The sequence below is a fragment of the Holophagales bacterium genome (assembly GCA_016719485.1).
GTDB lineage: Bacteria > Acidobacteriota > Thermoanaerobaculia > UBA5066 > UBA5066 > UBA5066.
On record JADJZB010000021.1, the window covers coordinates 468,121 to 480,645 of the forward strand.

14 protein-coding genes and 2 pseudogenes are annotated in these 12,525 nt (G+C 69.6%); 10 read left to right on the forward strand and 6 right to left on the reverse strand.

Going from position 1 to position 12,525, the window contains the following annotated elements; all coding sequences use genetic code 11:
- Positions 1–129: 129 nt before the first annotated feature.
- Positions 130–1,476 (forward strand): citrate synthase, encoded by a 1,347-nt coding sequence (locus IPN03_14110; GenBank protein ID MBK9374821.1) that lies wholly within the window; start codon positions 130–132, stop codon positions 1,474–1,476.
- A gap of 16 nt (positions 1,477–1,492) precedes the next feature.
- Positions 1,493–2,422, forward strand: a complete 930-nt coding sequence (gene mdh, locus IPN03_14115; GenBank protein MBK9374822.1) for a malate dehydrogenase — start codon at positions 1,493–1,495, stop codon at positions 2,420–2,422.
- Between the two features lie 101 nt (positions 2,423–2,523).
- On the opposite strand, the gene IPN03_14120 is transcribed toward mdh, so the two are convergent.
- Together IPN03_14120 and IPN03_14125 are read right to left on the reverse strand one after the other, a co-directional pair.
- Positions 2,524–3,222 carry a DUF1109 family protein gene (locus IPN03_14120; GenBank protein ID MBK9374823.1) on the reverse strand — a complete coding sequence of 233 codons (699 nt, stop codon included), beginning with the start codon at positions 3,220–3,222 and terminating at the stop codon, positions 2,524–2,526.
- Entirely contained in the window at positions 3,219–3,788 is a 570-nt protein-coding gene (locus IPN03_14125) for an RNA polymerase sigma factor (GenBank protein ID MBK9374824.1), read from the reverse strand. Before IPN03_14125 ends, IPN03_14120 begins: the two co-directional genes overlap by 4 nt.
- A 173-nt stretch (positions 3,789–3,961) precedes the next feature.
- Here IPN03_14125 and IPN03_14130 point away from each other — a divergent pair, with 173 nt between their 5' ends.
- From IPN03_14130 to IPN03_14160, 7 genes are all read left to right on the forward strand, one after another.
- On the forward strand, positions 3,962–4,444 hold the full coding sequence (locus IPN03_14130) for an SRPBCC family protein (GenBank protein ID MBK9374825.1): 483 nt from the start codon (positions 3,962–3,964) through the stop codon (positions 4,442–4,444).
- A gap of 169 nt (positions 4,445–4,613) precedes the next feature.
- Entirely contained in the window at positions 4,614–4,982 is a 369-nt protein-coding gene (locus IPN03_14135; protein MBK9374826.1) for a hypothetical protein, read from the forward strand.
- Positions 4,913–5,968, forward strand: coding sequence for a DUF692 domain-containing protein (locus tag IPN03_14140; GenBank protein ID MBK9374827.1), 1,056 nt, complete (start codon positions 4,913–4,915; stop codon positions 5,966–5,968). The genes IPN03_14135 and IPN03_14140 overlap by 70 nt, the downstream gene beginning before the upstream one ends.
- Entirely contained in the window at positions 5,965–6,804 is an 840-nt protein-coding gene (locus tag IPN03_14145) for a putative DNA-binding domain-containing protein (protein ID MBK9374828.1), read from the forward strand. Before IPN03_14140 ends, IPN03_14145 begins: the two co-directional genes overlap by 4 nt.
- A 4-nt stretch (positions 6,805–6,808) precedes the next feature.
- Positions 6,809–7,543 (forward strand): TVP38/TMEM64 family protein, encoded by a 735-nt coding sequence (locus tag IPN03_14150; protein ID MBK9374829.1) that lies wholly within the window; start codon positions 6,809–6,811, stop codon positions 7,541–7,543.
- 40 nt (positions 7,544–7,583) lie between these two features.
- Positions 7,584–8,699 (forward strand): FAD-dependent oxidoreductase, encoded by a 1,116-nt coding sequence (locus IPN03_14155; protein MBK9374830.1) that lies wholly within the window; start codon positions 7,584–7,586, stop codon positions 8,697–8,699.
- Entirely contained in the window at positions 8,696–9,655 is a 960-nt protein-coding gene (locus IPN03_14160) for a sulfurtransferase (protein ID MBK9374831.1), read from the forward strand. The genes IPN03_14155 and IPN03_14160 overlap by 4 nt, the downstream gene beginning before the upstream one ends.
- A 73-nt stretch (positions 9,656–9,728) precedes the next feature.
- On the opposite strand, the pseudogene IPN03_14165 reads toward IPN03_14160, so the two are convergent.
- The 4 genes and pseudogenes from IPN03_14165 to IPN03_14180 all read right to left on the reverse strand — a co-directional run bounded on the left by IPN03_14165 (position 9,729) and on the right by IPN03_14180 (position 11,647).
- A pseudogene (locus tag IPN03_14165) lies at positions 9,729–9,974 on the reverse strand (SDR family NAD(P)-dependent oxidoreductase).
- On the reverse strand, positions 9,890–10,471 hold the full coding sequence (locus tag IPN03_14170) for an MOSC domain-containing protein (GenBank protein ID MBK9374832.1): 582 nt from the start codon (positions 10,469–10,471) through the stop codon (positions 9,890–9,892). The pseudogene IPN03_14165 and the gene IPN03_14170 overlap by 85 nt, the downstream one beginning before the upstream one ends.
- 392 nt (positions 10,472–10,863) lie before the next feature.
- A complete protein-coding gene (locus IPN03_14175) occupies positions 10,864–11,142 on the reverse strand; it encodes a hypothetical protein (protein ID MBK9374833.1) in 279 nt (92 codons plus the stop codon).
- A gap of 79 nt (positions 11,143–11,221) precedes the next feature.
- Positions 11,222–11,647 (reverse strand): annotated as a pseudogene (locus IPN03_14180) (isochorismatase family protein).
- Between the two features lie 46 nt (positions 11,648–11,693).
- Between IPN03_14180 and IPN03_14185 the strand changes: the two are divergent.
- Positions 11,694–12,500, forward strand: a complete 807-nt coding sequence (locus IPN03_14185; protein ID MBK9374834.1) for a hypothetical protein — start codon at positions 11,694–11,696, stop codon at positions 12,498–12,500.
- Positions 12,501–12,525: the final 25 nt, after the last annotated feature.

Consider the following 12,525-nt stretch of genomic DNA (forward strand, 5'->3'; position numbering starts at 1 on the left):
CGAGATGGTCATTGCGGGGCGGGTGGCCCCCTGCGCTGTCCGAGACGGTGTCCGACCTGATTGACGGGGGAAGCCCGGAGGCGATTCTGCCCAGCCGCGGAACCCGCGAGACGACGAAAGGAGCCCCTCATGACAGCCGAGACCGCCGCGATCCAGGCCGGGACGACCCCGCCGGCCGCAGGACAACGCGAGACCCTGACCATCACCGACAACCGGAACGGGAAGACCTACGAGGTGCCGATCGAGAACGGGACGATCAAGGCGCCCGACCTGCGCAAGATCAAGACCGGGCCCGAAGACTTCGGGATCATGACCTACGACCCGGCGTACATGAACACCGCGTCGTGCAAGTCGACGATCACGTTCATCGACGGCGACAAGGGGATCCTCGAGTACCGCGGCTATCCGATCGCGGACCTGGCCGAGAAGACGTCGTTCCTCGAGACGGCCTGGCTCATCCTGAACGGCGAGCTCCCGACGACGGCCCAGCACAAGGAATGGGTGGACGAGATCACCGTCCACACCATGGTCCACGAGAACATCACGAACGTCCTGCAGGGCTTCCGCTACGACGCCCACCCGATGGCGATGCTGGCGTCCTCCGTGGCGGCGCTCTCGACCTTCTACCCGGAGGCCAAGCGCGTTCACGACCCGGAGGTCCGGCGGATGCAGATCGTCCGCCTCATCGCCAAGACGCCGACCCTGGCGGCCTTCGCCTACCGCCACTCCATCGGCTTCCCGTTCGCCTACCCCGACAACGACCTCTCGTTCGCCGGCAACTTCCTCCAGATGATGTACCGGACCGCCGAGCCGAAGTACAAGCCGAACCCGATCCTGGAGAAGGCCCTCGACGTCCTGTTCATCCTGCACGCCGACCACGAGCAGAACTGCTCCACGTCGGCCATGCGCGCGGTCGGCTCCTCCGAGGTCGACCCGTACTGCGCGGCGTCCGCCGCGATCTCGGCGCTCTACGGCCCGCTCCACGGCGGCGCCAACGAGGCCGTCCTCCGGATGCTCAAGGAGATCGGCTCGAAGGATCACGTCCCGGCGTTCGTGAAGGACGTCAAGGAGAGCGGCGGCGACGTGAAGCTGATGGGCTTCGGCCACCGCGTCTACAAGAACTACGACCCGCGCGCCAAGATCCTCAAGCAGATGGCCGACCAGGTCTTCGGCGTCACCGGGCGCAACCCGCTCCTGGACATCGCGCTCGAGCTCGAGCGGATCGCCCTCGAGGACGAGTACTTCATCAAGCGCAAGCTCTACCCGAACGTCGACTTCTACTCGGGCCTGATCTACCAGGCGATGAAGTTCCCCGTCGACATGTTCCCGGTCCTTTTCGCCATCGGGCGCATGGCCGGCTGGCTCGCGCAGTGGAACGAGATGATCCAGGACAAGGACCAGAAGATCGCCCGGCCGCGCCAGGTCTACCTGGGGCACCGCGACCGTGCGTTCGTCCCGTTCGAACGGCGGGGCTGAGAAGGAGAAAGACGTCATGCGCAAGAAGATCACCGTCGTCGGCGCCGGCCGCGTGGGCGAGACGACCGCCCACATCCTCGCCAAGAAGGCCCTCGGCGACATCGTCCTCGTCGACATCGTCCCGAACCTCGCGGCCGGCAAGGCGCTCGACCTGATGGAGCTGCGGCCGATCGACGACTCCGACATCACGATCACGGGGACGTCCGGGTTCGAGGAGACGGCGGGGTCGGACGTCGTCGTCGTCACCTCGGGGATGCCGCGCAAGCCGGGCGAGAGCCGCGAGGACCTCCTCCGGAAGAACATCGGCATCGTCAGGCCGGTCTCCGAGCAGGTCATGAAGTACTCCCCGAACGCGTTCCTCGTCGTCGTGGCCAACCCGCTCGACACGATGACGTGGGTCGCCAGGAAGGTGACGGGCTGGCCGAAGAACCGCGTCGTCGGCATGGCGGGAATCCTCGACGCCGCGCGCCTGCGCTGCTTCATCGCGATGGAGCTCGGCGTCTCGGTCAAGGATGTCCAGGCCTTCGTCCTCGGCGGGCACGGCGACGAGATGGTCCCGTGCGTGAGGTACGCCTCCGTGGGCGGCATTCCGATCGAGAAGCTCATGTCGAAGGAGAAGATCGACGCGATCGTCAAGCGGACCCGGGGCGCGGGCGGCGAGATCGTCAAGCTCCTGGGGTTCTCGGCCTACTTCTCGCCGGCGGCGGCGGCGGTCGAGATGGTCCAGGCGATCCTGAAGGACGAGAAGCGCGTCGTCCCGTGCTCGGCCTACCTCGAAGGTGAGTACGGCGCGAGCGACATCTACCTCGGCGTCCCGGTCGTGCTCGGCGCGGGTGGCGTGGAGAAGATCCTCGAGGTCGACCTGACCGACGAGGAGAAGGTGATGCTCGCCAACTCCATCAAGCTCTGCTCCGAGTCGATTGCGGAAGGGAAGAACCTGCTCTAGGCCAGACCTCCCTTCAAGGGGCTCTTTCGCCCGCCGCGACGTCTCCCGGGATTCGGCCGGGATCGTCCGGCGGGTTTCTTCCTTTTTCGGTCTTTCGCGCGTCAGTCGTGGCGTACCGCGAGCCTCGTTTCCATCCTCTTCCGTTGGAGGGACTCCAGGGCGAGCCCGAAGCCGGCTCCGAGAAGCGCCAGCACGACGATGCCCCCCCCATGCCAGACGAGGACGTGCGCAAGGTGGGTGACCGGGCAGTCGAGGTGGTGGACGCCTGCGGCCATCAGCCCCGTCCCCGCTCCCGCGAGGAGCCCCGCGAACGAGGCGCGGAGAGGGGTGGCCCTCAGGATCAGAACCGCGACGACGGCGAGCGCCGTCAGGCCGATGAGCCCTGTCATGGCGAAGCAGGCCGGTCCGTGGCTGACCAGCGGGTCCGGTACCGGAATGCCCGCGCTCGCGCCGCGCGCGAGGACCGCCAGGACTACGAAGAGCGAAGCCGCGCCGGCGAGCGCGATCAGCCCGGCCTGGCGGCCCGCCCCGCGGCCGGGGACGGCCTCTCCGAGGGAAAGCGTCACGAGCCCGGCCCCCGCGATGAGCTCCGCGAGAACGACACCCCAGCTGAAGAGCCATCCGAGGTCCGCGGCGTCGGGCCGGGGTCGAGCGAACGCGAGGACGAACGCGACGGCGACCGGAGCCCAGACGAGAAGGACGAGCGCACGCCGGGCCGGCGAGGCCAGCGGCCGAACGGGACGCAGCTCGTCCCGGACGAGCCGGCGCAGCTCCGGCGGAAGCGGAGCCGATCCGTTCACAGCTTCGCTCCTTCCTTCAGGATCTGCCGCAGCTCTCCCATCGCGCGGTGCGACCGGAGCTTCGCGGCCATCGTAGTGATGCCGAGGACGTTGCCGACCTCCTGGAAGGAGAGTCCCTGGACGTGGTGGAGGATCACCGCCTCCCTCCTGTCGACGGAGAGCCGGCCGAGCGCCTTCCGCACGGCGTCCTTCGTGGCAAACGCCTCGGCCTCCGCTGGCACCGGGACGTCGGGGAGCTCGTCCTCCGCCAGTTCCTCGTGGCGGCCACGCCGCTTCTCGGAGCGGCACGACATGAGGAAGACGTTGTGCGCGATCGCGTAGACCCACGCCTTCGCGGAGCGGCTCGGGTCGTACGTCTGACGCGCACGGTGGACGTGGAAGAACGTCTCCTGCAGGAGGTCGTCGGCGCGGGAGGCGTTGCGGGTGAGCGAGTGAAGGAACGCTCTCACCGGGCCTGACAGCTCTTCGTACAGGCGCTCGAACGCCATTTCATCGCCGCCCTGGTACGCGATCATCAGATTCGCCAGCGCCTGCCGGGGGTCGTCGCGGTCGCCCACCGCATCCATCTGCTATCTCCTCAGCCCGAGCGGGATTTCCCGCTCCGCCCTGGGAGGGTTCTTTCGCGTGCGAGGCACGGCGGGATGGTAGCCGCTCCGGACGCTCCATGGGCCTTCTATGCCCGAAGCCGGGCAGCGGTTTCGCGGCGCATCTGCCGGGCGTCGGACGGTACGATCGGCTCATGCCGTTCGCCCTGCGTCTCGAGGATCTGTCATTCCCCGACCGCGCTCTGGTGCGTCTCGCCTTCTCCCGGCTCGTTTCGGCTCCGCCGGAGCGGGTCTTTGACGTCCTCGCGGACCACGAAGCGTGGACGCGCTGGTTCGTCGACTTCAAGAAGGCGTCGGTGACGAGCGAGGTGCGGGAGGGCGTTGGCACGAAGCGCCGCGTCTGGGTCGGCCCCATGGTCCTCGACGAGCGTTTCATCGCGTGGGAGAGGGGGAAACGCTTCTCCTTCACGATGCTTCAGTCGAACCTGCCGATCCTCTCGGCGATGGTCGAGGACTGGCAGCTCACGCCGGTCGAGGGTGGCACGCGGGTGGACTACAAGGTGGGCTTCGACCTCCCCGGCTGGGTCCGGCCGCTAAAGGGAGTCCTGCTGTGGAAGTTCCGGCCGCTCTTCGAGAAGGCGTTGCCGAACCTCGAGGAGTATCTCCGGAAGAGCTGACCCGCCCGGGAACCAGAGCCCCTGTCCCTCGGTGCCCTCGCGCCCGCCGCTGAAACCTTCTCTCAGGTCCGGCATCTCACGGTGGACAACAAGTTCAGGCCGAAGCCGGCAGGGACCGAAACGGCCGACGAGAAACAGACAGGGCAGACCTGTCGAAGAAGGAGACACCATGAAGAAGAACCGCCCGTCCGCGGCCTACCTGTCCGCCGTCGTCGCCGGGCTGATCGCCGGCTCCTCGTTCGCCGGCAGCGCGCTGGCGCAGGACAAGACCCCGGCCCCGACCACGCCCACGGCCACGCAGAAGGACAAGAACGCCTGCGGCGGACCGAACGGCTGCGGCAGCAAGAAGGCCGGCGACAAGAAGGCCGGCCCCGAGGCGACCGACAAGCACGCCTGCAAGGGGCAGAACGCCTGCAAGGGCAAGGGCGGCTGCAAGACCGAGAAGAACGCCTGCAAGGGCCACAACGAATGCAAGGGTATGGGCGGGTGCGCCACCGACGGGAAGGCTCACACCATGCCGACCCAGAAGCCTGCCTGACGATTCGGGAGAGAGGGCGGTCCCGGCCGGACGACGGCCGGGACCGCCCCTCGGGAAGCACGTGGAGGAGGACACCCTTGGCCAACCGCTGGAACCTGCCCGTTCTCGGCTATGGCATCGGCCTGCGGACGGTCCACTTCGCCGAGATCCTCGACCGCCGCCCGGCGGTCGACTTCTACGAGGCGATCACGGAGAACTTCCTCGACACGGGGGGAAGGCCGCTCCATGTCCTGGACCGGGTGGCCGAACAGACTCCAGTCGTCCTCCACGGCGTCTCGCTGAACATCGGGAGCACCTCTGGGCTCGACTTCGCCTACCTCGGCAAGGTGAAGGCGCTGGCCCGGCGCGTGAACGCCCCCTGGGTGACGGACCATCTCTGCTGGACCGGCGTCGCGGGGAAGAGCACTCACGACCTCCTCCCCCTGCCGCTGAACGACGAGACTCTCGAGCACGTCGCGGCGCGGGTCAGGACGGTCCAGGACTTTCTCGAGCGGCCGCTCCACCTCGAGAACCCGTCGACCTACCTCGAGCTCATCGCCTCGACGATGGGCGAGGCCGAGTTCCTCGCGCGACTGACGCAGGAGGCCGACTGTGGCCTGCTGCTCGATGTGAACAACGTCTTCGTCTCCTCCTTCAACCACGGGTGGGACGCCGAGGCGTACATCGACATGATCCCTGCGGACCGGGTCGTCCAGGTCCACCTCGCCGGCCACACGGACAAGGGGACCCACCTCCTCGACACGCACTCCGACCACGTGCGGGACGAGGTCTGGACCCTATACGAGCGGCTCGTGAGGCGGACCGGCCCGGTGACGACGCTCGTCGAGTGGGACGATGACATTCCCGCGCTCGACGTCGTCCACGCCGAAGCGCTCATGGCGAAGGACGCGACGTTTCGGGCACATCGGACGAAGGGAGCGAACGCGGCGGAAGCGACAAGGTGGGTGGTTGCGGCGAATGAGATGAACGAGGCGGTGGCCGCGTGAGCGCGCTCCCCCTTCCGCTCGCACGGTTTCAGTCCTGGATGCAGGCCGTCCTCGTCCACCCGGAGGGCGCCCGGCTGGCTCTCGTGGAGCCGGAAACGCGGCGTTTCGTCGCCCCCGAGGACGCCTCGACCGTCGTCCGCGACCGCGGCGGCCTCGACGCGGCCCAGCGGCTCCAGATCTACGCGGGGATGTACCCGCTCCGGATGCGCGACGCCCTGCGATCCGACTACCCGGCCCTGGCCGAGCTTCTCGGCGAACGGGGCTTCGGGAAGCTCGTGTCCGCCTACGTCGCGGTCCATCCTTCGCGCAGCTTCACGCTCGCGCGCCTGGGCGATCACCTACCGGAGTTCCTCACGGGCTGGGGCAGCCCTCGCCGCAGGGGCCTTCTCACCGACGTCGCCCGGTTGGAGCAGGCGGGAGCGCAGGTCTTCGACGCGGAGGAGACGGCGCCGATGGACGCTGACGCCCTTCAGTCCGTGCCCGCCGCCCAGTGGCCGAACGCGAGGCTTCGTCCGGCGGGGGCGTTCCGCCTCGTCAGGGTCCGTCCCGGCGCGGTCGACATCCTGGACGCCGTTCTCGAAGGGAATCCTGTTCCGTGGAGGGCGGGCCGCGGTCGCGTCGAGGTGGCCTACTACCGGAGGGATTTCGTCGTCCTTCGCCGCACGATGGGACCTTTCGATGGGGACCTCCTGGCTTCACTCGCTGCGGGGGAGACCGTCGGGTCGGCCCTCGAGCGCGCGGGAAACGCGTTCCCCGGAGGTTTCCCCTCCGGCGAAGTCCTCTCGGGCTGGTTCGCGGAGTGGACCCGCCTCGGGTTCTTCTCCGGCTTAGAGTGATCTGGTGACCGAGCCCGCCAGCAGCTCCGGGACCCGCAACACCACGATTCTGAGGATCGTCGTTGCGCTCGCCGTGATCGGCGGCCTCTTCGCCCTGTTCCGTTTCCTCCCTGTGGGTGCGTGGATCGACGAGTTCAAGGTCTGGGTCCGGGGGCAGGGCGTCCTGGGCGTCGTCGCGTTCGCGCTCGCGTACGTCGGAGTCTCGCTCGTGCCGGGCGGGCCCGCTGCCGTGATGACGCTCGCGGGCGGCGCGGTCTTCGGATTCGTGAAGGGGACGTTCGTCATCTCCCTCGCCTCGACCCTCGGCGCGACCCTCGCCTTCCTCCTGGCGCGGACCGTCCTGAGGGAGCGGGCGAGCCGGATGGCCGCTTCGAGCCCCCGGTTCGCGGGGCTGAACCGGGCCATCGAGAAGGAAGGCGGGAAGATCGTCGCGCTCGTGCGGCTCTCCCCGCTCTTCCCCTTCACCGTCGTGAACTACCTCTTCGGCCTCACGCCGGTGCGACCCCTCTCCTACGTCCTCGCGAGCTGGGTCGCCATGCTTCCCGGCACCGCCGCCTACGTCTACTTCGGCGCGGCGCTCGGGGACGCGGCCTCCGGCGCCGATCCCGTCCAGAAAGCGATCAAGCTCTCCCTGGGCGTCGCCGCCATCGTCGCCACGGTCCTCATCGCGCGCTTCGCGGCGAAGGCGATCCGCGCCGCGGGCGTCGAGGCCGGCGAGGCGCGGACGTGGGACGCCTGAAGCATCCGGGGAGCCAGAGGCGGATCCTGTTGCTGACGACATGACGACCCGAAGGCTGGTTCTCCTGGGAGGCGGGCACGCGCACGTCCACGTCCTTTCGAGGGCCGTGCGCGAGCCGCTCGCCGGTGTCGAGGTCGTCCTGATCTCGCCCTTCGAGCGGCACCACTACTCGGGGATGGTGCCGGGCTACCTCCAGGGAACGTACGAGGAGCCCGACCTGGCCTTCGATCTCCGCGCGATCGCGGCGCGCGCGGGCGCGCGGTTCGTGCAGGCGGCGGCCGAGCGCATCGACGCCGGTGCGCGCACGGTGGAAGCGGCCGGCGAGCGGATCGCCTGGGACCTGCTGTCGGTCGACGTCGGGTCGGGGCCGGCGGGCCTCGAGATTCCCGGCGTACGCGAGCACGCTTCCAGCGTTCGTCCGATGAGCCGGGCCGTGGCCCTGCGACTGCGCGCCGAGGAGCTCTTTTCCGCCGAGCGGGGTCAGGAGGTCCCGCTCGTCGTGGTGGGAGGCGGGGCGGCGGGTTTCGAGGTGGCGCTGGCGCTGGAACGGCTCGGCCGCAGTCGCGGGTGCCGGCCGGAGATGACCGTCGTCGAGGCCGAGGCGAGAGTCCTGCCGGGGTTCTCGCCGAAGGTGAGGCGCATCGCCGAGCGGGTGCTCGAAGCCCGCGGTGTTCGGGTAAGAACCGGGCGATGGGTCACCCTCGTCGAGCCCCACCGCGTGCAGCTCGACGACGGGACGTACGCGCCGTCGAATCTGACGGTCTGGCTCGCGGGAGCGGCCCCGCCGGCGCTCTTCGCCAGGTCCGACGTCCCGAAGGACCCGCGCGGCTACCTGCTCGTCGACGACACGCTTCGGGCCGTCGACGGCACCCCGGTTTTCGGCGCGGGCGACTGCATCGGGATCGAGGGGCATCCCGACCTCGCGAAGGCGGGCGTCTACGCCGTACGCGAATCCCCCGTGCTCGCCCACAACCTGCGCGCTGCGCTCGACGGCGGTCCTCCTCGCCGCTACCGGCCGCAGAAGAGCTACCTCGCGCTGATGAACAGCGCGGATGGCAGAGCTCTCTGGCGGTGGCACGCGCTCTCCGGGCACTCCCGGCTGGCCTGGCGGCTCAAGGACCGGATCGACCGCGGGTTCATGAGGCGGTACCAGTGACCGGGCGGGCCAGGATCGCCGAAGCAGGCACTGTCTCGCACTCCGCGAGCCGGACCCTCCTCGCCGGTGCGATCCTCCTCCTCCTGACGGCCGCCGGCGCGCTCGCGGCCCCGGTTCGGATCGTGACGGCGGGAGAGCTCTCCGCGGAGATCTCGGCGACGGGCCGGACGCCGGTCGTCCTCGACGCCAGGCCCTCCCGGGATTTCCGGGCCGGGCATGTCCCGGGAAGCCTCCGTGTGGACTGGCGCGATTTCTCGGAATCGCGCCCCGGCATCGCCTCCTATCTTTTCGGCGATCCGGCGCGATGGGGTCTCCTCGCCGTGGATCGAGCGTCCCTTCTCGACCGTCTCCGGGCGCTCGGCATGTCGTCTTCGCGTCCGGTCGTCGTCGTCGGGGATCCGTCGGGCTGGGGCGAGGAGGGGCGGGTCGCCTGGATGCTCCTCTACCTCGGACACCCCGAGGTCGCCCTTCTCGACGGGGGCTTTCCGGCGTGGGCCGTGGAGAACCCGGGACGCATAGAGAGAGACGCCGCGCACGCACCCTCGGGGGACTTCGAGCCCGAGCCGCAGCCCGACCGCCGCATGCGCCTCGAAAGGCTCCGCGCGGCGATCGCCGTCGGAAGCGTCACGCTCCTCGACGCCCGGACGGCCGAGGAGTTCGCGGGGAAGCGACTTCGAGGACAGAAGCGGGGCGGCCGGATTCCCGGTGCCCGGCTCGTCCCCGAGGCCTCGCTCCGGGCGGCGGACGGTCTCTATGTCGACGGGCAGACGCTCGCGAAGCTCGTCGGCCCGCTCCGCCCCGGCGTCCCGCTCGCGACGTACTGCACGGGGGGCGTTCGCTCGGCGCTTCTCGCCGTCCTCCTCGAGGCCCGCCTCGGGATCGTCGCCGCGAACTACGACGGGTCGCTCTGGGAGTGGGGCTCTCGCGACGACCTGCCGCTCGAGACCGGTCCCTGAGGAGTGCCGCCCCAGAGGCGGGCATGTCCTTGGCTGGCTCAGGCCTCGATCCCACCCCCGACGGAGTATTGAGCGCCCAGGACCGGCCCGGCGCGAGGACGGCCGCCTCGCTCGGGCAGTAGACCGAGAGCCCGGCAGAAGGCTGGTCCGTCAGCACGCTGGCGATGTTCACGACGGCGCCCTTCGACTCGCGCAGAAGCACGAGCGCCTGGCGGGTCGTCTCGACGAGGCCCTTCACGCCGGTCGCCGCTGCGCGCCGGCGTTCTCGATCAGCTCCACCGGGTCGCCGACGGCGACCGGACCGGGTCTTTCCACCCAGGCGTTGAGGCCGAACCGGCCGCCGAAGCGCCGGCCGATGTCACGGAGGACCTCAGGGTCGTGCTCGAGGGTGTCGGGGTCGTAGGTCGTCATGATGCAGCGGCCCCGTAGGCTGTGGAGCCCGATGACCGCCTCGCCGACGCGGAGGAACGCCCCTTCCCAGCTCCGCTCGGCCAGGCCTTCCACCCCCCCGATGACGATGTTCGGCCGGAGGCGGCGGACGTCGCGGCCGAGGGCGTCCAGCGCGCCGTCCGTCGTCACGAGCAGGGGGAGGATGTCGAACCGCTCGTCCTCGTCGCCGCGGCGCAGGCGCGTGCCGCGCCCGGCGGCGGACGCCACGGCGGCGGCGACGGCGTCGTCGGTCCATCGGCGACCGTCGACGAGCGGCTCGCCGTCGGGGCCGAGCGCGGCGTGGAGGCCGAGGAGACGGGGCCGGTTGCGAGAAGTCACGATCGCGCCGAGGGCGTCGACGACCTGGACGACGCGGTCGCCCTCGATGCCGAGCGGCGTGAGCGACGCCTCGCGCAGCGGCTCGCCGGCCATGGACTTGACGGGGTAGCGGGTCAGGCTCTGGATGTACATTGGTCTCCCCAGGAGGTTACGGTGGCGAAGGAAGATCCGGAACGACCGTTCACGGGATGGGTCTCGGAGCTTGCGAGGTGCCACACGCCGCGCCTCGCGGGCGTGGCGCGGCGGGAGGGGCTGACGGCCGACGATGCGCTCGACGCGGTGCAGGAGGCCTTCCACACGTTCCTCGGCCTGCCGCAGGCGCGGGCCCTCGTCTCGGACGAAGAGGGGTCGCGGGCGCTGCTCTCGGTCCTCGTGAGGAACGCGGCGCGGAACATGCGCCGGCGCGCCTTCCGCGCCCGCCCCCACGAGACGCTCGACGATCACCTCGCCCTCGCCGACGACCTCCCGCCCGCCGACGAGCTCGTCGCGCGGGCCGAGGAGCACGTCGCCCTTCTCGGCTGCGTCTCGCAGCTCGGAGAGGTGCAGCGCAACGTCGTGACGCACCGGATGCTCGAGGAGCTCTCGGGAGAGGCGACGGCAGCGCGGCAGGGGGCGCACCAGTCGGCGTAGAAGTCGACGGCGGCGGGCCTTTCGGAGCGGAGGACCTCGGTCTCGAAGCTCTCGGTGGTCAGGTGCGGGGCGTGAATCGTGGTGTTCATCGGTGTCTCCCGGGCCGGCGCCTCGGCGCCACCCGGAAGAGAAGGTCTCGAACCGGCACGGCATTACAGGCCCGGTCAGCCCCTGAGAACGGTCGGCGACGTGCTGGACGATGACGACGGGGACGCCCTTCTCCCGGGCCCGCGCGATGGAGCGCTCCACGACTTCCAGCGTGGCCTCGGCGTTCCAGAGAGGGAACGCCCCCCCGGGCAAATAGTCGTTCTGCAGGTCGATGACGAGAAGTGCCTTGCCTCGCCATATGACGACGCGTCCGAACGTCCTCAGGATCGGTGTTCTCTGGTATCCCGGTGCGCAGGAGGCAGCGGTGTACGGCCTCTCCCCGGCCCTGTGTCGCGCGGCGCGATGAAACCGAGCTCCCCGTCCCGGACCTGCCGCTCGACACGGGACCCTGAAGGGCGGCGGCCGCGAGGCGGGCTGCGCCTGCAGGCCATACCTCAGACAGGCCGGGTTTTCCAGCTGGCGATCGAAAGCACGGGCCCGATTCATCGGAATTGCAGGCGAGAATAGGGGCGGAATGGTCGGGGGGTGGCGAATGGATACGAAACTCACGGCAGGTCTCATGTCGTTGTTCGTGGCGCTGCTCGCAGCGTGCGGGAAGCCACCGGCAACAAGCGAACATCAGCGTGCTTCTGAATCCGGTGAACCGGCGGCGGCCCAGGCCGGAGTGGCGGCGCCGAAGGGCGCGCAGGCGCCATCCGATGCCGGCCCGGCCCCAAAGCCGGGCGGGGGCCTGCTCGCGGAACCATCCGGTGTCGAGGGGACCCTCGCGATTTCGATCAGGTGGTCGGCGGAGATCGTCACAGGCAGACCAGCCGAGGGCCTGACCACGACCGTCTACAAGCGCGCGGCGCAGCTCGTGTGCCCCATAACATCAAGCGCGGAAGCCGCGGCGTCTTACTTCGCGGCCTTCGACAATCCGAACGGCGATCCGATGGCCGCGACCGGTTCGTACCAGCCCTGGTGGAACGAAGACTGCACCGGGAGCCTGACGATCGACGATACCTACCATGCCGACGATCCGACTCTCGCCGGCCCGGAACCGGTCGTGCGGACGACCGGGACCCGACCGCTGAGGACGGGCGACACGCCCCTCACGGTCGAAACGGACCTGAACCGGGCACGCACCCGCTACATGTTCATCACCCCCAGCACCGACGGCTTCCAGCAGGAAGCCGCGCCAGGATATGAAGCGAAACTCGTCAAGGCTTCTGCCGCACCCATGGCCACGATGGATTTCACCCTCGAGGGACCCATTGGCGATGGCAAGCGTGAGGTCCCCGTTCAAGGCGGAACCTTGCAGGTCGAGTGGACGTTCTCGCGCGGGCGCACGAAACCCTAGTGGTTCGCAGGGGAGAGGCTCGTCC

Excerpts from the sequence above, each read along its gene's own strand:
- IPN03_14110 (MBK9374821.1), top strand. The coding sequence starts at position 130 with ATGACAGCCGAGACCGCCGCGATCCAGGCCGGGACGACCCCGCCGGCC.
- mdh (MBK9374822.1), top strand. The coding sequence starts at position 1,493 with ATGCGCAAGAAGATCACCGTCGTCGGCGCCGGCCGCGTGGGCGAGACG.
- IPN03_14125 (MBK9374824.1), bottom strand. The coding sequence starts at position 3,788 with ATGGATGCGGTGGGCGACCGCGACGACCCCCGGCAGGCGCTGGCGAAT.
- IPN03_14130 (MBK9374825.1), top strand. The coding sequence starts at position 3,962 with ATGCCGTTCGCCCTGCGTCTCGAGGATCTGTCATTCCCCGACCGCGCT.
- IPN03_14135 (MBK9374826.1), top strand. The coding sequence starts at position 4,614 with ATGAAGAAGAACCGCCCGTCCGCGGCCTACCTGTCCGCCGTCGTCGCC.
- IPN03_14140 (MBK9374827.1), top strand. The coding sequence starts at position 4,913 with ATGCAAGGGTATGGGCGGGTGCGCCACCGACGGGAAGGCTCACACCAT.
- IPN03_14155 (MBK9374830.1), top strand. The coding sequence starts at position 7,584 with ATGACGACCCGAAGGCTGGTTCTCCTGGGAGGCGGGCACGCGCACGTC.
- IPN03_14175 (MBK9374833.1), bottom strand. The coding sequence starts at position 11,142 with ATGAACACCACGATTCACGCCCCGCACCTGACCACCGAGAGCTTCGAG.
- IPN03_14185 (MBK9374834.1), top strand. The coding sequence starts at position 11,694 with ATGGATACGAAACTCACGGCAGGTCTCATGTCGTTGTTCGTGGCGCTG.